Origin of the sequence: Paenibacillus kyungheensis, assembly GCF_028606985.1 — a bacterium.
In the GTDB taxonomy this organism is placed as follows: Bacteria; Bacillota; Bacilli; order Paenibacillales; family Paenibacillaceae; genus Saccharibacillus; species Saccharibacillus kyungheensis.
The window spans coordinates 3210936-3233095 of sequence record NZ_CP117416.1; the positions used below are offsets into that span (position 1 = coordinate 3210936).

General features: G+C 40.9%; 16 protein-coding genes. All 16 read right to left on the reverse strand.

Annotation, left to right across the window (positions count from 1 at the left end; translation table 11 throughout):
- Window positions 1–20 precede the first annotated feature (20 nt).
- Complete coding sequence (gyrA, locus tag PQ456_RS13705) at window positions 21–2483, reverse strand: DNA gyrase subunit A (RefSeq protein WP_420540614.1); 2463 nt, start codon at window positions 2481–2483, stop codon at window positions 21–23.
- A gap of 9 nt (window positions 2484–2492) precedes the next feature.
- Window positions 2493–2615 carry a hypothetical protein gene (locus PQ456_RS13710; RefSeq protein ID WP_273612799.1) on the reverse strand — a complete coding sequence of 41 codons (123 nt, stop codon included), beginning with the start codon at window positions 2613–2615 and terminating at the stop codon, window positions 2493–2495.
- 46 nt (window positions 2616–2661) lie between these two features.
- Window positions 2662–4647, reverse strand: a complete 1986-nt coding sequence (gene parE, locus PQ456_RS13715) for a DNA topoisomerase IV subunit B (protein ID WP_273612800.1) — start codon at window positions 4645–4647, stop codon at window positions 2662–2664.
- 368 nt (window positions 4648–5015) lie between these two features.
- Complete coding sequence (locus PQ456_RS13720; RefSeq protein ID WP_273612801.1) at window positions 5016–6005, reverse strand: ABC transporter permease; 990 nt, start codon at window positions 6003–6005, stop codon at window positions 5016–5018.
- Window positions 5998–7002: an ABC transporter ATP-binding protein gene (locus PQ456_RS13725; protein ID WP_273612802.1), complete on the reverse strand. Its 1005-nt coding sequence runs from the start codon at window positions 7000–7002 to the stop codon at window positions 5998–6000. The genes PQ456_RS13720 and PQ456_RS13725 overlap by 8 nt, the downstream gene beginning before the upstream one ends.
- A gap of 40 nt (window positions 7003–7042) precedes the next feature.
- On the reverse strand, window positions 7043–7873 hold the full coding sequence (locus tag PQ456_RS13730; protein ID WP_273612803.1) for a GDSL-type esterase/lipase family protein: 831 nt from the start codon (window positions 7871–7873) through the stop codon (window positions 7043–7045).
- A 222-nt stretch (window positions 7874–8095) separates the two neighbouring features.
- Window positions 8096–8368, reverse strand: coding sequence for a DUF1450 domain-containing protein (locus PQ456_RS13735; RefSeq protein WP_273612804.1), 273 nt, complete (start codon window positions 8366–8368; stop codon window positions 8096–8098).
- Window positions 8369–8582: 214 nt separating this feature from the next.
- Window positions 8583–9110 carry a CAP domain-containing protein gene (locus tag PQ456_RS13740; protein ID WP_373461969.1) on the reverse strand — a complete coding sequence of 176 codons (528 nt, stop codon included), beginning with the start codon at window positions 9108–9110 and terminating at the stop codon, window positions 8583–8585.
- Window positions 9111–9256: 146 nt separating this feature from the next.
- Window positions 9257–9712, reverse strand: a complete 456-nt coding sequence (locus PQ456_RS13745) for a GNAT family N-acetyltransferase (RefSeq protein WP_161594173.1) — start codon at window positions 9710–9712, stop codon at window positions 9257–9259.
- Window positions 9702–10889: a formate-dependent phosphoribosylglycinamide formyltransferase gene (gene purT / locus PQ456_RS13750; RefSeq protein WP_273612805.1), complete on the reverse strand. Its 1188-nt coding sequence runs from the start codon at window positions 10887–10889 to the stop codon at window positions 9702–9704. Before purT ends, PQ456_RS13745 begins: the two co-directional genes overlap by 11 nt.
- Window positions 10890–11151: 262 nt before the next feature.
- A complete protein-coding gene (locus PQ456_RS13755) occupies window positions 11152–13014 on the reverse strand; it encodes an ABC transporter ATP-binding protein (RefSeq protein ID WP_273612806.1) in 1863 nt (620 codons plus the stop codon).
- Window positions 13007–14839 (reverse strand): ABC transporter ATP-binding protein, encoded by a 1833-nt coding sequence (locus PQ456_RS13760; protein ID WP_273612807.1) that lies wholly within the window; start codon window positions 14837–14839, stop codon window positions 13007–13009. Before PQ456_RS13760 ends, PQ456_RS13755 begins: the two co-directional genes overlap by 8 nt.
- Window positions 14840–15222: 383 nt before the next feature.
- Entirely contained in the window at window positions 15223–18933 is a 3711-nt protein-coding gene (locus tag PQ456_RS13765) for a dynamin family protein (protein WP_273612808.1), read from the reverse strand.
- Window positions 18934–19183: 250 nt separating this feature from the next.
- On the reverse strand, window positions 19184–19462 hold the full coding sequence (locus tag PQ456_RS13770; protein WP_204823577.1) for an NAD/NADP transhydrogenase alpha subunit: 279 nt from the start codon (window positions 19460–19462) through the stop codon (window positions 19184–19186).
- Window positions 19463–19478: 16 nt separating this feature from the next.
- Complete coding sequence (gene nth / locus PQ456_RS13775) at window positions 19479–20192, reverse strand: endonuclease III (protein WP_273612809.1); 714 nt, start codon at window positions 20190–20192, stop codon at window positions 19479–19481.
- A 321-nt stretch (window positions 20193–20513) separates the two neighbouring features.
- On the reverse strand, window positions 20514–21941 hold the full coding sequence (locus PQ456_RS13780; RefSeq protein WP_273612810.1) for an N-acetylmuramoyl-L-alanine amidase family protein: 1428 nt from the start codon (window positions 21939–21941) through the stop codon (window positions 20514–20516).
- Between the last annotated feature and the right edge of the window lie 219 nt (window positions 21942–22160).

The window sequence follows — 22160 nt, forward strand, 5'->3', positions numbered from 1 at the left end:
TTTTATTTTCACTTAAAAAATCAGGTAGAGCCGTTAGAAGATAAATCTTCTACAATTCCGGTAATACTATCTGCTTTGTCCATTTCGACAATCTGTTTACCAATATGTCTACGTTCATCGGTTTGTAGTGCGGCTTTGCTATTGAATCCGATCATGCGATTAGGAGGTAAAATAGCTAGGAATGAACGATGTTCTTCGCAGACAAAAGCACCGATAATGCGATTGCCGTTAGGTTTGGAACGTTTACCTTCTTTGAACTCAAAAGTAGATAATCCTTTACCACCGCGACTTTGCGTCTGATACTGTAACAATGAAGTACGTTTGGCATAACCGAGATCGGTAATGACCATCAATTGTCCTTCTTCTCCATCTACCCATAAGACTACAGCAACTTCATCGTCTCCAACCAATTGAATCCCACGTACACCTGCTGCTACACGACCCATTGGATTCACTTCTTCGGCGCGGAAACGGATACTCATACCGTCTTTGGTAATTAGCATCAAGTCTCTTGCTTGTCCTGCCCGGGTGACTGAGATCACTTCATCCCCATCCCCTAGCTTACAAGCAGCAACTGCTCCTGAACGCTTGGTTGCATACTCTTTAATTTCTGTACGCTTCACTTGACCTCGCTTGGTGACAAAGATCAAATCTGCTTGTTCTTCTTCAAAATTGCGAACCGGAATCATCGTTACGATTCGATCTTCACGAGTCATCGGGATGATATTTACAATCGCTTTTCCTGTTTCTTTCCATTTGAAGTCAGGAATCTGATGAACAGGCAATAAGAAGTATTGTCCTCGCTGTGTAAATACAAGCAGACTATCCAGTGTATTTACATTTATCACATCACGAATATAATCATCTTCCTTAGCGCCTGATCCATTACGTTCTCCACCGGAACGATTGAAAGACATCATACTGGTACGCTTAATATAACCATCGTTAGAAAGGCTAACCAATACATCTTCGGAATTAATCATCACTTCAAGATTAACTTTTAATTCTTCAACTTCATCTTGAATAATCGAACGACGATTAATACCATGCTTATCATGAATTTCCAGTAATTCTTTTTTGATCAATCCAACTAGCTTTTTATCGCTACCAAGAATGGCGCGGAAATTCGTAATTTTTTTCTGGATATCATTCAGTTCTTTTTCAACCTGATTAATTTCTAGATTGGTTATGCGATACAATTGAAGCGTCAAAATAGCATCTGCTTGGCGTTCAGTAAGACCAAACATCCATTGCAAATTATTTTGTGCATCCTGACGGTTTTTAGACGCTTTGATCGCTGCAATCACTTCATCTAATACATTTAGCGCTTTAGCCAGACCTTCTAATACGTGTGCACGATCTTCAACTTTATCAAGATCATGTTGTGTACGACGTGTCACCACTTCACGTTGATGAGCAATATAAGCTTCTAGAATACTTTTAAGTCCCATTTGCTGAGGAGCTTTATTTACGATCGCTACCATATTGAAATTATAAGTAACTTGTAGATCGGTTTTTTTGAGCAAATAAGCAAGAATTCCTTGTGCATCTGCTTCTTTTTTCAGTTCAATAACGATCCGTAGTCCATCGCGTCCACTTTCATCACGAACTTCAGCGATACCTTCTACTTTTTTCTCAAGCCGTATATTTTCCATCGCAGTGACAAGGCGAACTTTGACAACTTGATAAGGAATCTCGGTAATAACGATCTGTTGTTTGCCGCCACGTAATGTTTCGATTTCGGTTTTGGAACGTACGTAAATACGTCCTTTTCCTGTGGAGTACGCATCTCGTATGCCGTCTCCGCCCATAATTGTACCACCTGTTGGAAAATCAGGGCCTTTGATATAATTCATCAATTCAGGCAATTCCATTTCTGGATTTTCCATTAACGCAATACAGCCTTCAATCACTTCGCGCAGACTGTGCGGAGGAATTTCAGTAGCAAAACCAGACGAAATTCCGCTTACTCCGTTCACTAACAAGTTAGGATAACGAGAAGGTAGAACGACCGGCTCTTGCGTCGTATTATCGAAATTATCTTTAAATTGTACGGTGTTGCGATCAATATCACGCAAAATTTCCATCGCTATCGAAGATAGACGTGCTTCTGTATAACGCATCGCTGCTGCTGGATCATCATCAGGAGATCCCCAGTTACCATGTCCATCGACAAGCGTATGACTCATTTTCCATGGTTGTGCCATCCGTACCATACCATCATAGATCGATGAATCACCATGAGGGTGATAATTACCCATCACATCGCCGACCGTTTTGGCAGATTTGCGGTATCCTTTTTCAGGAGTATTGCCCGAGTCGTACATCGCGTACAAAATACGGCGTTGTACCGGCTTTAATCCATCACGAACATCAGGAATTGCGCGGTCTTGAATAATATATTTAGAGTAGCGACCAAAACGGTCTCCAACGATTTCTTCTAGAAATGCTGGCAAAAATTTATCGTTATTTTCAATAGCCATCCGTTCACCTTACCTTCCGAGCTTATCGCCGGATAATTTTGAAGCCGCCGCAGAGTACAGAGGGAAGTGAATACCATTCCAACCAAGTACGGTATGATGCTCACTTCCATCTGCACTAACGCAGCGGCTCATTTAGTTTCATCATTACTAAAATTCAATTTACATATTATCTAGTGTATTACTCTACATATTCTGTAAAGTCTACATTTTCTACAATCCAACGTTTACGAGGATCGACTTTATCACCCATCAGTGTAGATACACGACGCTCTGCTTTGGCAGCATCTTCGATCTGCACCTGCAATAACGTACGACTTTCAGGATTCATCGTTGTCTCCCATAATTGCTCGGGATTCATTTCTCCTAATCCTTTATAGCGTTGCAAATCGACATTTTTGCCAAACTCTTTCATCGATTGGTTCAGTTCTTCGTCTGTCCATACATAACGTTCTTGCGATTTTTTACCTGCACGTTGAGAAATTTTGTACAACGGAGGTTGAGCAATATAGACTTTACCATTATCGATCAATTGCTTCATATAACGGTAGAAGAACGTTAGTAATAAGACTTGAATATGAGCACCATCGGTATCCGCATCGGTCATAATAATGATTTTGGAGTAGTTGCTATCTTCTATCGCAAATTCTGTTCCTACTCCTGCTCCAATAGCAGAAATAATCGCCCGATACTCTTCATTTTTCATCACATCAGCAAGTTTGGATTTCTCCGGATTCATTGGTTTACCTTTGAGTGGTAAGATCGCTTGAATTTTGGAATCTCGTCCTTGCTTCGCAGAACCACCTGCCGAATCTCCTTCGACGATAAATAGTTCATTTTTAGAAAAATCTTTGGATTGCGCAGGGCTTAGCTTACCGTTCAGATTCGAACTTTCACTGCGTTTGCGTCCTGTACGCATGTCGTCACGTGCTTTACGAGCCGCTTCGCGTGCACGAGAAGCTTGAACCGCTTTTTTAATCAGTTTTTGGCCGACTTGTGGGTTTTCTTCAAGAAAACGTTGCATATTTTCAGCGACGACAGCATCTACTGCTCCACGTGCGGAAGAACTACCCAGTTGGTCTTTCGTTTGACCCACAAATTCTACATCTGACATTTTGACGCTGATTACCGCCATCATGCCTTCACGTAAATCTCCACCTTCGAGGTTTTTATCTTTTTCTTTGATAAGCGCTGTTTTGCGAGCATAATCATTTAATACGCGAGTGTATGCTGTTCTGAATCCCGTCTCATGTGTACCGCCGCCCCGTGTAGGGATCGAATTAACAAATGAAGCAAGCGTCTCAGTATACCCTGCATTGTACTGCATCGCTACTTCGACTTCGATATCTTCACGTTCAATATTGAAATGAATAACATCATGCAATACATCTTTACCTTCATTCAGAAATTCTACGAATTGACTGGCTCCGCCTTCATAATAAAAACGATCTTCTTTATCATTACGGTCGTCTTTTAGCAAAATTTCTAGTCCTGAATTTAGAAAAGCAATCTCTTGCAGACGTTCAGCAAGCGTATCATAATTCAATGCTATCCCTTGTTGGAACACACGAATATCTGGTTTGAATGTAACTTTTGTTCCTGTAATTTTGGTTTTGCCAATCACTTCTAGACCACTTACAGGTTCACCTACATGTTCTTTGCCTTTTTTATCAACCCAATATTCAAAACGTTGACGATGAATACCACCATCACGATAAATTTCTACTTCCAGCCACTCGGATAAAGCGTTGGTTACAGAAGCACCAACTCCATGTAAACCTCCGGACTTTTTGTATCCTCCACCGCCGAATTTACCTCCGGCATGCAAAATGGTAAATACAACCTGTGGTGTAGGTACTCCACTTTTATGCATTCCTGTCGGAATACCGCGTCCGTTATCAAAAACTGTAACTGAACCATCTTTGTTCAGTGAAATCTCAATTTTTGAACAATGTTTTGCCAAATGCTCGTCAACTGCGTTGTCCACAATCTCCCATACGAGATGATGAAGCCCAGATGAACTTGTACTACCGATATACATCCCCGGACGTTTCCGTACGGCAACCAGCCCTTCAAGCACCTGAATGTCGTCAGCATCATACCCGGAAACTGGCGGATTAACATTACCACGGGATGAATTTGTGAGTGAATCGATCTTTTCGACCATTCATGGTCCCCCTCTTTAATCTAAATATTGCTTTGTTCTGTTAGACCTTCGATTAGCATTATAAATCTTAGTCGAAAATTATACCATAGGTAAATCAATAATCGCGCTTGACCCCGAACTATCATATCATACGCTTTTATTTTGTCGACCATTTTAATTTACATAAAATGTAATTATCGCTTAAGTTATTTCTATAATGCAAACACATGTTTCCATTTATCTTTTAAGTGTAATCTAATCTTTTCATTTCGTAAAGATACTTCTAGCATTATTCTACGATTTCCCATTATATTAGCATGGATGATCTTTTGTAAATAAACTTGCCTGCTGATCCTAAATAAGATTAGCAGGCATAAAAAACATACTTTTTAATTGAGTACATCTCTTTTTGTAAAAACAGCAAACGAAATAATAACAGATACGAATGCCCATACAGCTAATACTCCTAATGAGAATGGCAAAGTCATTCCTTCTATTGGTGCCGGGCTACCTGACAGGTAATTTGTTAATCCTAGATTGACCATAAATAAATACTTAGCTGTGCTCCAAGAAGCCGCCATATTGGTCAATATCGTTCCTGCGATCAACGAAGCCATCATAATCACAATACTGGCTGCGGTACTACGCACCAACACAGATACCATAAAGGCAAGTAACCCAACTGTCAAACCGACAAACCAGATCAGTCCCATTTGCATCAAAATAAATTGCCATTGTGCTACAGCATGTACTGTACTCATATCGGTTCCGGTATCGCTTGGCTGGAATCCGGTAAATACAGGAATATTAAATCCACTATAGCCAAATGCTGCACCTGAGATCACATAGGAAATAATAAAGGTACAGACGACAATCAGCGAGACAAACATCGTCAGCGTAATCAATTTACTCAATAATACTTTCCACCTGCGAATCGGCCTTGTCAGCAACATTTTAATCGTTCCGCCTGTTCGTTCAGCGGATACAAGGTCAGAAGCGATGGTCATAATCAGCAGTGGGATAAATAAACTACTGGAATTGTCCAAAAACTCACGCGTAAATGTAACTCCGCCTGGTTCATTTGGATTCACATCATTTTCTAAATAATATTGCATCTGTTGTACAAACACACGACGATACTTTTTCCATTCTTCGGGTACACGATCACTACCTAAAGAATTCTGATTATCGGTGATCGCTTGCTGTAATTCCACACGCCAGTCTTCACCAAACTTTGTACGATTCTCCTGAGCTTGACGCATCTGTGCATAAGTAAACATCGGTACCAGTACCAATAAAACCAATAGCACGACATAAAATCTTTTTTTCTTAATGATTTTGATTGTCTCATTCTGTACCAATGGCCATATACTATTCAATAAATTCACCTTCTGTCACGCCCAGAAATAGTTGTTCCAGCGTCGGGCTAAGTTTGCGTACATTATGAATCTGAACCCCTGCTTGCACAAGAGTCGCTATCGTTGTCGAGATGTCTTCTTCCGGTGTCGCTGTGATAATGGAGTTCGTTCGAAGCGAAGCGGCTGTATCGTTATCGATATTAGAACTTTCTAAATCAAGCACTTGAATAGAAGGAATAGATTGTAGAATCTGTTCTCCTTGCATCTGAGGCTCTAGTTCCCAAATCACCAGATGCTGTGTATCTTCTACCAGTTCAGTTACTCCACCTACAGCAATCACGCTTCCCCGCCCTACAATCGCTACCCGATCACAAAGCAGTTGGATCTCACTTAATAAATGACTGGATACAAATACAGCCATACCTTGCGCTGCTAATTCACGAATAAAAATACGCATATCTCGAATCCCTTTAGGATCAAGTCCATTGGTTGGTTCATCCAAAATAAGCAATCTAGGGCGACCTAACAACGCTTGAGCAATGCCGAGCCGTTGACGCATCCCTAGTGAGTACTTGCTTACTTTATCGTGAATACGCTCATCCAGACGAACGATTTCAGTCACTTCTTGAATCCGTTTCTCATCAACTCCTGGCTGCATACGTGCAAAATGCTCCAGGTTTTCCCAGCCTGTCAGATAGGGATACATTTCAGGATTTTCAACGATTGAACCGACATAAGCTAATGCTTTTTCCGGTTGCTTGGTGACATCGTAGCCACAAATATTTATTGTTCCTTCAGTCGGACGAATTAAATTGACTAACATTCGAATAGTCGTTGTTTTACCTGCACCATTGGGTCCTAAAAAGCCAAAAATTTCACCTGCTTTGACTTCGAAAGTAACGTCTTTGATAATCCACTTTTTGCCGATTTTCTTTTTGACATGTTGCACAGATAATACAATCTCTTCTTGAGATGATGTAGACTCCGAATGGGTAACTGTAGACTTCGAATCGATCATGGTCTAGCTCCTCTCTCATTTCCATATACGCTATCAATCATTATTCGATACTTTGGACGACACGTTCTGCAATTTGTTCATAACCTGTACCATTAGGATGGAAATGATCAGAAGATAAATATTTATTTATATTTTGCTGAAATAGATCAAAGGTAGGAATCAGCGACATATTAGATTGACTATTAATAATAGTCATTGCTGTCGTATTCCACGTGGTAACCGCTTCATTACCGGGTACACGCAGTTCAGGTAAATCAGAAAATGGATTATACAGTCCGAGGTACAAAATATGAGCATCTGGATTAATTTTAGCGATCCGCTCTAATATTTGTTGTAGTGTTTTACTTGCTTTGGGAAGATTAGCTAGTAGTTGTTGTTGGGTTGGTGCTTGTTGCTGATTATTACCTAGTGCTTCACCGGCGTTAAATAAATCATTAGCACCGATCGATACAAAAATCATATTCGATTGTTGCAAAACATGTTGTACACCCGGTTGTTCTAGTGAAGATAAAACCGATGCTGTTTTTTGTCCGTTAATGCCTAGATTAGCGATTAATTTAGCATCTTTGCCGTCTTTTTGCAGTAAATCTACAGTACGACGAGCAAATCCGCTACCATCATCGTCTCCTGTACCTTTAGCAAGCGAATCGCCCAACACTGTCACCCGAAAAGAACCGTCTGCATTAGCGGTGGATGTCGCTGTTTCACTTGTGACAGGATCTGTAGATGCCGTACCTGTATACGTGCTACCTACAGGATGTAATACATCAGAAATCGCATAAATAAAGCCGCCAATCAATACAATCGTGGCTATAATAGATGAGATACCTGTGATTCGCCAGATACGCACTGACGATTTGGATGATTTCATAATTTGTCCTCCTGTGCTGAAAATATGAACAACATCTGCCACTTGGTATGATGACTCGCGGTTCATTATTAAGATAGGTTATCTATCTATTATATACAGTACGTACGCAACTTCCAAACAGTTAGAAACTATCACATCGATTTTAATAATAAATATAGCAAAAAGAAGATGGTTGAGATTGATCTACCACCTTCTTCATATCTACTTATTTACATTTTAATATTATTGTTTTGCTTTCTTTTTTTCTTTTTTCCCTTTTTTATCATCCGAAGCATGAATCATTTCGACCAATTTGGCATACAATAGTTCAGGCGTTTCTTCGCATATAAGCGTTTTTTTACCTACTAAAGCGATCGGTTGTTTACGACAGGATTTACATTCACTCAAGCAACTTTTTTGTTTTTGTTTGATATCGGGGAACTCTTTTTTAAGTGCTTTATATACTTGCTTTGTACCTAATTTTTCATTTTTTGTACAATATTTGATCGTTTTCATCGCTTGTTGTCTCCTCTATGTGTTGCTACATGACGATAATGTACTCTTCTTTACCCTAATCACTATCGTTATGTAACGATTATACTTCTTATAAGTATATAAAAATACCTGCTTCCTTCTCAAAAAGAAAGGAAACAGGTATTTGGGTATTTCTTTTTAAATCTTATCACTCAAAAATCACTATACTGTTCTTTAATTTTACTTTTGTCTGATTTTATTTTCCTATAAAGTCCTGTACCCATACTCCATTCTGGTATCCTACGCCTATGGCAGTAAAATTGGAACTAAGAATGTTGGCTTTGTGACCGGAGCTGTTCATCCATGACTTCATAACTTGAGCAGGAGAAGTCTGTCCTTTGGCGATATTCTCCCCAGCGGCACGATAACTGATCCCATAGGTTTTCATCATTTCAAAAGGGGTTCCGTACGTTGGTGATGTGTGATCAAAATAATTATTTTTGAACATATCGATTGCTTTATCCTGTGCCATCGTTTGGAGCTTGCTGTCTACAGATAACGCTTTGAGACCTACTTTGGCACGTTCCTGATTCACTAGCTCTACGACTTGGTCTGCAAATGCAGAGGTATCGGCTGTAGCGCTCTGACTGGCATATAAAGGTTTAGAAGTTGATTTCACATGGTACGTAGCAGCTTGGGCAGGAGCTGCTATCGTTACGGCTACAAGGACTGCTGCGGCAGCAGTTGAGGTGATACGCTTGAATAAGGTACGTTTATTGTTCAATGGTGTTCCTCCTTTAGATTCAGAATCACCATGTATTTTACCATCTAATGGTATTTCATTTCCAACTTTGCTCCAAATTCCAAAGCAAAAAGGCACCAGAGATAGCTCTGATGCCTTTTCGAAAGGTGTGGCTGTGTATAGCGGAATTACATTTTTTTAATGTACCGGCATCCGATCTTCTCATAGCCCATATGTTGATAAAAAGAGCATGAGGATAGACGTTCGTCACGGTTCATTCCTGTTACATAGACAGAGTGATCTCCAGCTTCATTTGCTTGCTTTTCAGCTTGAGCAATCAATTCACGTCCAATACCTTGACCACGATAATTCGCAGAAATGATTAGACCTGTAATTTGTGAAGTCTGTTGTCCTGTCTCATATGAAGTCTCACGGTACATAGCGATCATACCGACGACCTGTCCTTCACGTTCTGCAACAAGAGTCAAAAATTGCGGTTTGCCTTCCAGCGCTTCCATCCGGTCGCGCAGTACACTTTCCGTCATCGGATAACGAAGTTCACGCATTAAAGCAGTTAGAGCTTGAACATCTTTACTTTCGAATTTACGGACTTCTGCAACAGGCATTAATACACTAGTCGACATGTACATACTCCTCTTTTAGCAGAGCTGCCGCTTGCACGGCTCGCTTCCGCGCGATTTCCACACTTTCATCCGCACTGAGAGCTACAGCCATTCGGCGACCCGGCTTGGTCTCCGGCTTACCGAATACACGTACTTGCGTACGAGGTAACTTCAATGCTTCATCTATTCCGCCAACGACAAAATCTTTGGAAGCTTGTGTTGCTTTGAGTGTCGCTGATGCACCAGGGGTTAACAAGTGAATACTCGGAATCTCAAAACCAAGAATCGCTCGCACATGCAGAGCAAACTCTGATAAATCTTGAGTAATCATTGTAACCATTCCTGTATCATGCGGTCTTGGCGACACTTCGCTAAATACAACACCATCCGGGGTTAAAAAGAGTTCGACACCGAACAATCCGTATCCACCCAGACGTTCTGTAATGGTTGCAGCAATACGTTGCGCTTCTTCTAGCTGTGATGCAGTCATTGGGTGCGGTTGCCACGACTCCACATAGTCTCCATCGCGTTGAATATGACCGATTGGCGGACAAAACAACGTTCCAGAGGCACAACGCACCGTAAGCAGTGTAATCTCACTTTCAAAATGAACAAAAGCTTCTACAATAACACGAACTGATTTGCCTCTTGCTCCTTCAAGCGCCGCATCCCAACATGCCGAAGCATCTTCAGGTGTACGACATACGCTCTGCCCTTTGCCAGACGAGCTCATAAGCGGCTTTACTACGCAGGGTGTTCCAAGTACTGCAACAGCCTCTTTCAGTTGCTCCAAATTATCAGCGAATCGGTACGCAGCAGTAGGCAATCCAAGTGTCTCGGATGCCAGACGGCGTATCCCCTCACGATCCATCGTTAATTGGGCTGCAACTGCGGTAGGCACTACATTGTAGCCTTCTTGCTCTAGTTCTACCAGTACATCTGTCGCAATCGCTTCAATCTCAGGTACAATGTAATCCGGTTGTTCACTGATAATGACTTCTCTTAGCTTGTCGCCATCGAGCATATCAATCACATAAGAACGATGAGCAACCTGCATCGCAGGTGCATCCGGATAGCGGTCAACAGCAATACATTCAATACCGAGCCGCTGAGCTTCGATCACTACTTCCTTGCCAAGTTCTCCACTCCCAAGCATCAACATCCGTTTCGCTTGACGAGAATTTGGGGCCCCCCACATGATAGACAGCACTCCCTTATACACATGTTTTGCACTGCAACCTACATGGTACTGCTTACGTCATTTTGCGTATTGAATCTGTTACCATTCAACATTTGCTAGCACATTGTAAAATTTCCGACGAATTTCCTTTTAAACTTTACAATGTGATGACACTTTCTATTCTCTTACCTAATGAGCAAGATTGCAAGTCACTTTACCTAAATTTTTTGACAATTCTCGTATAATTCGTGGTTTCAAAGCTTATTTAAGTCGAAAATTGTCACAAAAAGCGGAATTGCGCTTCGATTAATCCATTATAAATTCCCTGTTTTTGAATCAATTCTGCATGTGTTCCTTCTTCTTTGATCTGACCATGATCCAAAACAACAATATGATCAGCATGACGGATCGTAGATAGACGGTGAGCTACGATAAAAGAAGTTCGTCCTTGAAGCAGTACTTTTAGCGCTTCCTGAATACGTAACTCTGTCTCGGTATCAATGCTGGCTGTCGCTTCATCCAAAATCAAAATTCTTGGATCAGCAAGTAATGCGCGGGCAAATGATAACAGTTGGCGTTGTCCCATAGAGAGCACATTTCCACGTTCTTCGACTTCTGTATCATATCCTTTAGGAAGCTTCTCGATATACGCATGAGCATGTACTGCTCTGGCTGCATTTTCCACTTCTTCATCGGTTGCATCCAGTCGTCCGAATCGAATATTATCTCTAATCGTGCCTGAGAAAATAAACGTGTCTTGAAGCACAATACTGATCTGTCCACGTAGACTTTCCAGCGTCACATCGCGGATATCATACCCATCGATCTTAATCGTACCGCTTTTAATATCATAGAATCGACTAATCAGATTAATAATCGTCGATTTACCTGAACCGGTATGTCCAACAAGTGCAATAGATTGTCCTGCCGTAACATGTAGATCAATCTCGCGTAGTGCAGGACGATTGGCTACATATTCAAAAGTGACTTTGTCAAAAACAATATCTCCGTTGATACGTGGTATCGGTTGTGCACCAGGCTTATCAGCGACTGAAGGCTGTTCATCCATAAATTCAAAAATACGTTCAGACGATGCCATCGCTACAAGCAATTGATTGTACATGTTGCCCAGACGGTTAATCGGGTCCCAGAAGTTCCCTACATAGCTGGCAAAAGCAACGAGTGTACCGATCATAATCTCGCCGCTCGCTATCAAAGTCGCTCCATACCAGAACAAAATCATCGATCCCAGTCCACCGGTAATCTCTATCAATGGCCCAAACGATTGGTTAAGCGCAGATGCTTTGTCCCACGATTTTTTACTAGAAGCGTTCATATTATCAAAGTATTTCATATTTTCTTTTTCCTGTGTATATGCTTGTGTAACACGAATACCTTGAATCGATTCGTTCAAATGCGAATTGATACGTGAGTTTTTCATCCTTACTTCTTGCCATGATAAACGAATAATTTTGCGTAGCTTGGTAGATACGAAGAACATTAACGGTACGGTTAGCATGACTGCCAGTCCTAATTTCCAATTGATCAACATCAAAATAACGACGATACCGAGCAATTGTACACAGTCGATCATGACGTTAACTGCACCGTTAGTAAATAAATCTTGCAAAGAGTTCACATCATTCGTAACCCTTACCAACACAGAACCCGCAGGACGTTTATCAAAAAAGGAAAACGATAAGCGCTGAATATGACTGAACAGATCGGAACGAAGATCGTAGATCACGCGCTGTCCAATAATATTTGTATATTTGATCCGGTAGGCATTGGCTGCCCATTGAATCAGGTATAATCCCAATGCTAATGCGGTGAGACCATAGAGTAAGGTTAGACTAGGAGCACCTGTAGCTGGTTGAATAGCTTTGTCAATCGCTACCCCTGTAATGTAAGGAACAGCTAACTTCGTGACTGTACCTAGCACCATCATTAAGATAATAAAAGGTAATAGTTGCTTGGCATAAGGCTTAATATAACCAAATAATCGAGCAAATTGTGACCAGTTAAAGGCTTTATCAATCAGCTCATCATCTTGATAGACAAATCGATCTTCAACACGTGTTATAGATGAAGATGATTGCTTTTGTTGTTCTTTCAACGATTCTTTGGCTGAAATATTACTCATATGTTCTCACCTGCTCACTATGTGTATCACTAGGGACATCTCTTTGATGCTCATCATGAGAGAGATACAGATCGTCTGCTGCTTGAAGCCGTTCGATATGATCTGCATACTGAACACGATAAATATCTTGATATGCGCCAGGTACATCGATTAATTGTTCATGCTTACCACGTTGTACTACCCGTCCTTCTTCTAGCACTAGAATCTCATCGGCATGTCGTAAAGAAGAAATACGGTGAGCAATAATAAAGGTGGTTCTGCCTTTCATTACTTCCTGAAATCCAGATTGGATCTCGTGCTCTGTCTCCATATCTACTGCGCTGGTTGCATCATCAAGAATAAGAATTTTGGGATTTTTAAGTAATGCACGAGCGATAGCAATCCGCTGTTTTTGTCCACCGGATAATCCCATACCTCGTTCTCCTACAAGCGTATCGTATCCTTGAGGGAGCTCCATAATAAAATCGTGTGCTTTGGCAAGCTTGGACACACGAATAATATCCTCCATTGTTACTTCGTTCATGCCATAAGCGATATTATTTTTAAGCGTAGAAGAGAATAAGAATGTCTCTTGAAATACCGAAGCAATCTGAGAACGCAAATCTTCAATTCGAATATCTCGGATATCTACTCCGTCTAATTTGATACTTCCTTCACTCACATTGTATGCGCGCATCAGTAACTGAATAATCGTTGATTTACCTGAACCTGTTCCACCTAATAAGCCAATAACCGAGCCTGGAGGCGCATCCAAATTAATATCTATAACAGCAGGCAATTGATTACCATAAGTAAATGTCATATGTTCAAATGTAACATGACCTTTCACTTCATGGATGTTCATATGACTGATAGTATCTTTATCTTTGACATCTACGCGCTGATACAATATTTCTAAAATTCGTTCGGTAGAGGCTTTGGATTGTGTGTAGTTATTAATATGAAATCCCAGTCCCCACATGGGCCCGATAATATACCAGATCAGTGTAAAGAAAGCGACCAATTCTCCGAGTGTAAGCGAACCGTTAATCACTAATGTTCCGCCAAATCCAAGCAAAATCACTATACAGACCGAAGCCAGTAATTCCATCACCGGAAAGTAACGACTCCATAGAGTTGCTGCATGAATCTGATTGGTACGATAGCGTTCATTACGAACAGCAAATTTATCCACTTCATGAGGCTCACGAGCAAAAGATTTGACGGTTCGTACACCTGTAATATTTTCTTGAACCGCTGTTGTTAAAGAACCCAGAGCAAGTCTCATTTCTTGAAAAGCAGGGTGAATACGGGATTCAAATTTGAGAGCGACAAAGACAAGAAAAGGGATCGATATCAGTGTAACCAGTGTCAGTTGCCAGTTCATTGAAAACATGACGATCGAACCAAAAATAACCATCATAAACACATTCAATAACTGAGCAAATCCAAAACCGATAAAGTTACGGATTGCTTCCAGATCACCTGTTAGACGTGACATTAAATCGCCTGTCTTCGCCGTATCATAATAACGGAAGGATAAAAATTGTAGTTTTTCGTAGCAAGCGTTGCGAAGTCGATATGCAATATAATTACCAAGACGTCCTCCAAAAAAGCCATGTAAAAATTGCATAATTCCTTTCAAAATAGCGACACCAAAAATAGCTAGTGCTAGCATCGGAACCTGATCAAATCGCCTCAGCTTAATCACATCATCAATCAAAATTCTGAGTAAATTTGGATATACCAGTCCGAGCGCGGTAGCGGTTGCAAGACATAAAATAGAAAGGTACAAATAACTCCTTTTACTGCGATAGTAGTCATGCAATTGCTTGAGAACGTCCATGTGTCTCCCCCTTTGATTCTCTTGTCGATTATTAGCATAATGAAGCTTACCACCGTCCTCAAAAGCCCGCAAAGCGGATACATGTTCGTTTATCGTCAATGTCCTTAAATTTATGCCATAATTTAGACATAAACCGTTAATTTTAATGAAATAATACAAAATACTACGGTTCACGACCATTTCGTAACAGAAGTCAAGTTTTGTAAACTTGTTTATGCAATTATTTGGTAAAAGCGTTATCGTTTTAGGCATTTTATTCTGTGTTTATTTTCACAAATATAATAATAAGGAAATTTTATATAGTTAAAAAAAGAACGCATGTCTTTTGACAGTGCGCTCTTTTTATTTATTATTTAGTTCTGATATGACTTTATAGTCTAACTTTACAAATTATAGGCTTGCTTGATTCTTTCTTGATCTTCTGCGGACACATGATGACTTAATTCATACAAATCACTCGCTAATGCTGACCAACGGTCTGCGCTAACGTCTGTTTGTAACGATGCTTCTGTTCCTTCGACCCATTCTGCAATTTGACGCTGCATATCGTCAGCTGCTTCTTGTAATCTTTCATTTAGTCCGACAATATAATATTGTGACAAACGTTCACGTTGCTCATCCAACATCGTCGCAATCAGCTGATCCAATCGCGCAGATACTTCTTCACGGAATTTCTCACGTCCACCTTGCTCGAAGAAATAGCGAGGATTACGGAACAACGACCAGAGTGACTTCCAATCCAGTACATCTGCTATTTTCATTTGTGCTAATTCGGGTGTCTGCCATTTCGTTAATTCTGGCTTAGACAACGTCAAACCTGCGGCTGCCGCTTCTGCTTCACGTCCATACACTTCTAATCGTTCACTTACCACTCGTTCAGAAGCTTTTTCCATACGTAACGTTGTCGCTAGCACTTCTTGTTCTAATTCTGTTGATAAACGGCGCAATAGCTCTCGTCCACAAGCGGCAAAATCTGCTTTGAGATCAGGAGATTCACTATTAAGCAGAGATGGATTAAAGATTTCAGGCATCCAATCTAGCGCCTTCAAGCGTACCCGTTGACGAACATGGAATAACAATTCGCCACTTTCTTCTTGAATTCGTCGATCAGGTTCAGTCTGGAACATACGCATAGCGGCGGCATGTGCGGCGGCTCGTTCTTGCACCAATTGTTGCATCCGTTCTACACGATAAGCTTCTCCACGCTTCGCCGCATCTTCCCATGTGAGTACCGTTTTGCGCACCCGCTCCACTTCGTCATAAGCGGCTTGAATAGCAAGCCCTGCTAATGTCTCATCGGCAAAGCTTGTAAAATGCTGTTGGAATTGTCGGAATCCTTCATCATTTCCTTGAATCGCTCTACGACTAGACAATGCATAGATATTAGGTTTGCGAATTCCGGTTGTATTTAACTCATGCACTATACGTTCTACTACTTGATTCTTTTCTTCTTCTGAAGAAGCAAGATCAGAAGCATTAACTACAAAGAACATATTGTCTAAAGCAAGACTGCCTTTAACCCGTCCTAATTGTTCTAACAACTGACGATCTCCATGAGTAAACGCATGATTATAATACGTAACAAATACGAGTGCATCTGCTGATTTCATGTATTCAAAAGTAACTCCGGTATGACGAGCATTAACAGAATCGGCTCCCGGTGTATCTACCAATACCATCCCTTGAGCTGTTAATTCGCAATGATAATACAGATCAATACGGCGGACAAAACAAGATTTGGTTTCTTCGGATACAAATCCTCTAAATTGATCCAGCCCTATTTTCAGTTCTTGTCCAAGCAAAGGTTCTGCTTCTTGCCAGCCTGCCGCTGCTGCGATCACAAAATTATAATGAGCGCGCGCAGATGGATGAATACGGGCAGGAGATAACGAAGATATCTGTTTACCCCAATCTTGCTCTAACGTCATCTCAGGCAATCCTAATAAGCGAAAAGCACCGCTAATATCTTCTTGCATTTCGGTTCTGCTTTTCATAAATACTTGTGCTGTACCATGACCATACTCACCTTCAGGTGCCATAATCTGTGTAATAGCAGCTGTCATCGGATGCGGCGAAACAGGAAGAACCGCTTCTCCTAGCAAAGCATTTGCAAAAGACGACTTGCCTGCACTAAAAGCACCAAATAAAGCAAGCGTGAATTTACCATTTTCCATAACATGTGCACGACGACGCAATTCGGTAGCCGGTAGGCTTAATCCTTTAATATGTTCAATCATATCGGACGCTTGACGTAATTGCACAGCCGTTTGTAACAGACGCTCTTTGCGGTGAGAAGATACTGTATTCCCTTTTGCTAATGCTGGTACATCATCTGGATTATTGCTTGCGCTTTTATTGAGTATAGAAGCATCTGGTGATTGTTCTGCTGTTGCTTCTTTCTGTACTGTCTGTGGTGCATTGATCTGATCTACAGATTGAGCTTCTATAGATTCTTCTTGAATAGCAGGTAGCCATTGTGCTTGAAGTTGTTCACGTGCAGGCAATAACTTACGTACTGCTTGATCGCTTTGTTCTTTTTGCTGTTCTAACTGCTGTTGATGCATCAAAGATTGATAGCGTTCAGATAATTGATCACGTTCTTGTTGTAATGTATGCTGTTCGGCTTCTACTTTGGGTTGTAATTGCTCAAATAAACGCTCTATTGCATCCAGTGCAGCACGACGATAAATAGCTACTGTTTTTTCACGTAAGGCACGCGTATAGTTCAGTACATATTCACCTGATATCGCTACATCTGAGCCTGCGCCTGCTTCAATATCACGTTCTGTGATCTGGGGCAAAGAAGAAGTTAACAATGTTTCTTGTTCTTCTGTCCATAGCTGTTGCTCCTGACTCCATCCACGCAATAAACCACGTACATGAACATCCAGATTAGCAGCAACTTGCTCACGATAAGCGTTCAAAAAAGTAGACTTGCGTTGCGCACGTTCTTGCGCTGTTTTGTCTTTTGAAGCGAAAAATCCTTTTTTAAATCCAGGTCGTTCACTTTCCAGATACAGTTGAGCGAGATCGCGTACAGGTGCAGGCGTAATATTCGCTTGATCGACCAGACGTCCGATTTCCCAGCTCCATGACTTGCGATAATCTTCGATTTTATTTTGCGCTGTAACGATCTGTTGTTCAAATTGTTCTAATTGAGCATTGAGTTGTTCTACAGTCATATCATCATGCTGTTCATCTTCAGTATCAGACTGCTCTTGTTCATGGTTCATTTGCGCTTGTAGCCATTTGGTATGTTCTTCTGCTAATTCCCATATCGCTTGTGACAGGCTATACATCCGTAACGGCTCACGCTCTACAAGCAATTCACCGATCACTGTCCGCAGTCGTTCTAGCTTACCATGACGATGCTGAGGTTCCTGTCTGGAGACATACAGAATACCTGCTGGCTCAATGCCACGTCCTGCAAAAGACTGAGCTACACCGCGCTGGTAGTCGGCAAAAGGCAACTCTAGATCATCATGCTTATCAATTTGATTGACGATCAAATATAAAGGTTTGCCTCGTTCTGATAGTGTTTTGGCAAAAGAAAGATTGGTTTCGGATTGAACATGATTATAATCCATCACATAAAATACAACATCAGCACGATGCAGAGCAGAGTACGTAGCCGCTTCGTGTGCCGCATCTGTCGAATCTACACCCGGTGTATCTAGTAACACACCATGAGCGCCTAGAAGCTTAATATCGTCCCATAGATCGACAGATTCGTACTCACCGCCGTTTTTGCAATATTCATCTAATTCATCTAATCCTATTTCAAATGATGGCTCTTGATTATTTAAATGTACAATAGCACGCGGTTCTCCATCACGAATCGCGGCAATATTTGCTGTTGTAGGAATAGGACTGGTCGGTAATACCTGTTTACCACATAACCAGTTCATCAGGCTAGATTTACCCGCAGAAAAGTGCCCACAAAAAGCAAGCACCAATTCTTCGGAACGATGCTTCTGGATTAAATCTTGTGCTTTGTTCGCAGCAGCCGTATTTCCTTGTTGTTCCAGTGTTGATTTTAATTGTTCTAGTATATGATCGAACGAATCTTTCGTTGTTGGTGTAATCGCTTGCATCAGTATGCCCTCCATCATGCATGATCTCTGCTCAAATTTACTTTGCTGATATTGTACCATTGTGATACACCTGCTGTAACTATTGGATTACAAGGTAGCCGATCTTATATGCTACGACAGACTTTTCCACTTCTTGTATTTTAATCATAAAAAAGGCTTTTTACGAATAGCATCTATAATAACCGATCGGAAGATCGTATAGATACTTTCATAAAAAGCCTTATTTGAGCACTGTTATAGTATTACTGAATTAGATAACGCTAGCTTCTTTTTCAGCAACAGGAACTAGAATTTCGAACAATTTACCATGTTGCAAAATAGTAATTCCTTTACCTTTGTCTTTCATCACAACAACATCGCGTTTTTGTGCCATACGCTCGATATAGTAATCAGGTACATCGCCAGAATAGTTAACAGTAATACCGTCAACTTCTTTTTCTTCGTTTTCAGCCAATTCTTCTGCTACCACTTGCTCAAAGATATCAGAAAATTGTTCAAAATTATCAGTGTATACAGAAATGCATTTCATAACGTTCGACCTCTTTTTATGTTGTAGTGTTGTTTTTCTCTACTGACTTTGAGATTTTAGGTTTGACCTTTTTCTCTTTGATCACTAGAGAAGTTTTCATTCTTTTTTTGCCTTCACGACAAATGTCCAATAGTGGACATACCTGACAAGCAGGATTTTGAGCTTTGCAATGATACCGTCCGAAAAAAATAAAACGATGATGACTAATCGTCCATTCATCCCGGGGTACACGCTTGTTCAGCTTGTTTTCCACTTCGGTTACATTGTCTTTCCAGTTTGCGAGTCCTAGCCTTTTGGATACACGTTCAACATGAGTATCTACTGCAAAAGCCGGCACATCAAATGCATTGGATACGACCACATTCGCTGTCTTACGTCCAACTCCTGGAAGCTGTACAAGCAGGTCATGTTCACCAGGCACTTCTCCACCATATTTTTCAATCAGGATCTGGCATAAATTTTGAATATGCTTCGCTTTGTTGCGATACAATCCAATACGCCGTATATCTTGTTCCAATTCTTCGAGTGGTACAGAGATATAATCCTGTGGTGTGTGATATTTCTGAAATAAATCTGCCGTCACCTTGTTGACTGTCGCATCTGTGCATTGTGCCGAGAGCAGTACAGCAATCGTCAGTTCAAACGCATTGTTATGATTAAGTTCGCAGTGCGCATCTGGGAACATGCCAGCGATGGTATCTAAAATATGTCTCACTGTAGTGGCATTCATTAGTATTCCTCCTGCAAAAAACCGCCTGTCCACGGCATTTTCCGCGACTCAGACGGTATCGTCTCACTGTACCTGCATGATAGGGATTGCTGCGTCTAGCATTAGATCTCGTACCCAATCTTCAATGACAATACAATTCGTATCTTAACATGTTCTGTGACGAATTGCACGCATCGTTTACATGAATTTTCAGTAATTTTTTACTTACGTCAACAAATCGTTAAAAGTTATCTCTGATTTATTTTTTTCCAAAAACAAAAGATCAGTCATCTATGGAATATATCCTATAGGACTGATCTTTTGGCAATTTTGTATTTTGTTTTAGGATACACCTAAATATTCTTTGATTCCTTTAACGACACCGTCAGCAACCGCTTGTTGTCTGGAAGCATCATTCATTTTAGCTTCTTCGGATTTATTACTGATAAATCCAACTTCTAACAATACTGCTGGCATTGTCGTTTCGCGGATGACATGGAAATTACCATATTGTACACCACGATCTTTAAAGCCTGTTGCAGCTACTAGATACTTGTGAATCGTCTGTGCTAGCTTTTTGCTATTGCTGCGTTGGTAATATGTTTCTGTACCGGAAGCCGCAGAAGAACTACTGCTGTTCGCGTGAATCGAGACGAATAGATCTGCATTCAGCTTTTCAGCTACTTTGACACGTTGTTTCAGTTCAAGGAATGTATCATCTGAACGTGTAAGAACTACATCAATATTTGGATCTTGTTTTAAAATAGCTTCTACTTTCAAAGCGACTGCAAGATTCAATGCTTTCTCACTACTTACAGAACCGATCGCTCCTGGATCTTGATATCCATGTCCTGCATCAATAACGACAACTTTTTTGCCATCATTTCCTACAGAAGATCCACCTTGCGTTGTTCCTTCTGTCGTTGTTGGAACAGTAGGCTTAGGTGTCGTGCCGTTATCTGGTGTTAGATCAACGATCAACAATCCATTGCCTTCGTTAAAGACTTCATAATTCTGCTTGTTGTTCAGATCAATAACGATCCGAACAGAAGAAGGATCTGTGCTGTACTGTGAGTAACGAATTTGAGAAACTTTATCATTGTTCTCTACAGCAAGCGTTTGAATTTGTCCGGCACTTGCTGATTGACCAAATCCTCCACCAAAATCAGAGTTAGGCAGATCAATCACAATCCGATTAGGTGAATCCATTTTGGATACTTTCGGTGCTACGTTTTTGTCCAGTGTAACCAATAAGCGGCTTTCACTGAAGCTAATACCGTTCACCAGTGCAAGACCGTTCTCGGCGTTTGATCCTGATTCCGAAGTCGTTCCTCCGCCGGTGCTCGTGCCTGTTGTTGCCAACGTGACAATTTTGTCGCTGTTATTCCAGTTTACTTTGATCCCCATCTGTTCACTAACCAGACGAATCGGTACCAATGTTGTTCCATTTTGAACCACAGGTGCTGTATTCAGCGTGTACGTTTGGTTGTCGACAAAAGCCGATTTTTTGCCAATATTCAATGTGATTGATTTACCTTCACCATCAATCGCAACCTTACCAGCATCTTGATCCCAGGTTACTTGATAACCCAATTCCTGAGAAATCACACGAATCGGCACCATCACCGAACCATCAATATTCTGCACATCTTCCGGAATACTAAGTTGCTGTCCATCTAGTACAACACGTGTGTTCGTGGCAGCATCACTGATGTGGGGAAAGGACCACATAAACGCAAACAAAAATAACAAAAAAGCAAATTTCTTCATTCTTCACCCCTACCATTCCCGTTTTTTATTACCGAACTTCTTGTACGGCTCCTACCGGTTTTCACATACAACCAGACGATTTATTAGACGCTTAACTTTATCAAAAGTTGCGAGTCTTTTACAATCTTAACAGAATGAGCGCGAGCTTTCCTTAAATTTAAAAATGTTACGTCAATGTAACCTTAAAATCCAAAGCAGATTTGGCAAAATAAAAATGCA

Coding starts and splice junctions, on each gene's coding strand:
- PQ456_RS13770 (WP_204823577.1), bottom strand. CDS start 19,462: ATGAAATGCATTTCTGTATACACTGATAATTTTGAACAATTTTCTGAT.
- PQ456_RS13710 (WP_273612799.1), bottom strand. CDS start 2,615: ATGAGCCGCTGCGTTAGTGCAGATGGAAGTGAGCATCATACCGTACTT.
- PQ456_RS13780 (WP_273612810.1), bottom strand. CDS start 21,941: ATGAAGAAATTTGCTTTTTTGTTATTTTTGTTTGCGTTTATGTGGTCC.
- PQ456_RS13730 (WP_273612803.1), bottom strand. CDS start 7,873: ATGAAATCATCCAAATCGTCAGTGCGTATCTGGCGAATCACAGGTATC.
- PQ456_RS13735 (WP_273612804.1), bottom strand. CDS start 8,368: ATGAAAACGATCAAATATTGTACAAAAAATGAAAAATTAGGTACAAAG.
- PQ456_RS13745 (WP_161594173.1), bottom strand. CDS start 9,712: ATGTCGACTAGTGTATTAATGCCTGTTGCAGAAGTCCGTAAATTCGAA.
- nth (WP_273612809.1), bottom strand. CDS start 20,192: ATGAATGCCACTACAGTGAGACATATTTTAGATACCATCGCTGGCATG.
- PQ456_RS13760 (WP_273612807.1), bottom strand. CDS start 14,839: ATGGACGTTCTCAAGCAATTGCATGACTACTATCGCAGTAAAAGGAGT.
- PQ456_RS13765 (WP_273612808.1), bottom strand. CDS start 18,933: ATGCAAGCGATTACACCAACAACGAAAGATTCGTTCGATCATATACTA.
- purT (WP_273612805.1), bottom strand. CDS start 10,889: ATGTGGGGGGCCCCAAATTCTCGTCAAGCGAAACGGATGTTGATGCTT.
- parE (WP_273612800.1), bottom strand. CDS start 4,647: ATGGTCGAAAAGATCGATTCACTCACAAATTCATCCCGTGGTAATGTT.
- PQ456_RS13725 (WP_273612802.1), bottom strand. CDS start 7,002: ATGATCGATTCGAAGTCTACAGTTACCCATTCGGAGTCTACATCATCT.
- gyrA (WP_420540614.1), bottom strand. CDS start 2,483: ATGGCTATTGAAAATAACGATAAATTTTTGCCAGCATTTCTAGAAGAA.
- PQ456_RS13755 (WP_273612806.1), bottom strand. CDS start 13,014: ATGAGTAATATTTCAGCCAAAGAATCGTTGAAAGAACAACAAAAGCAA.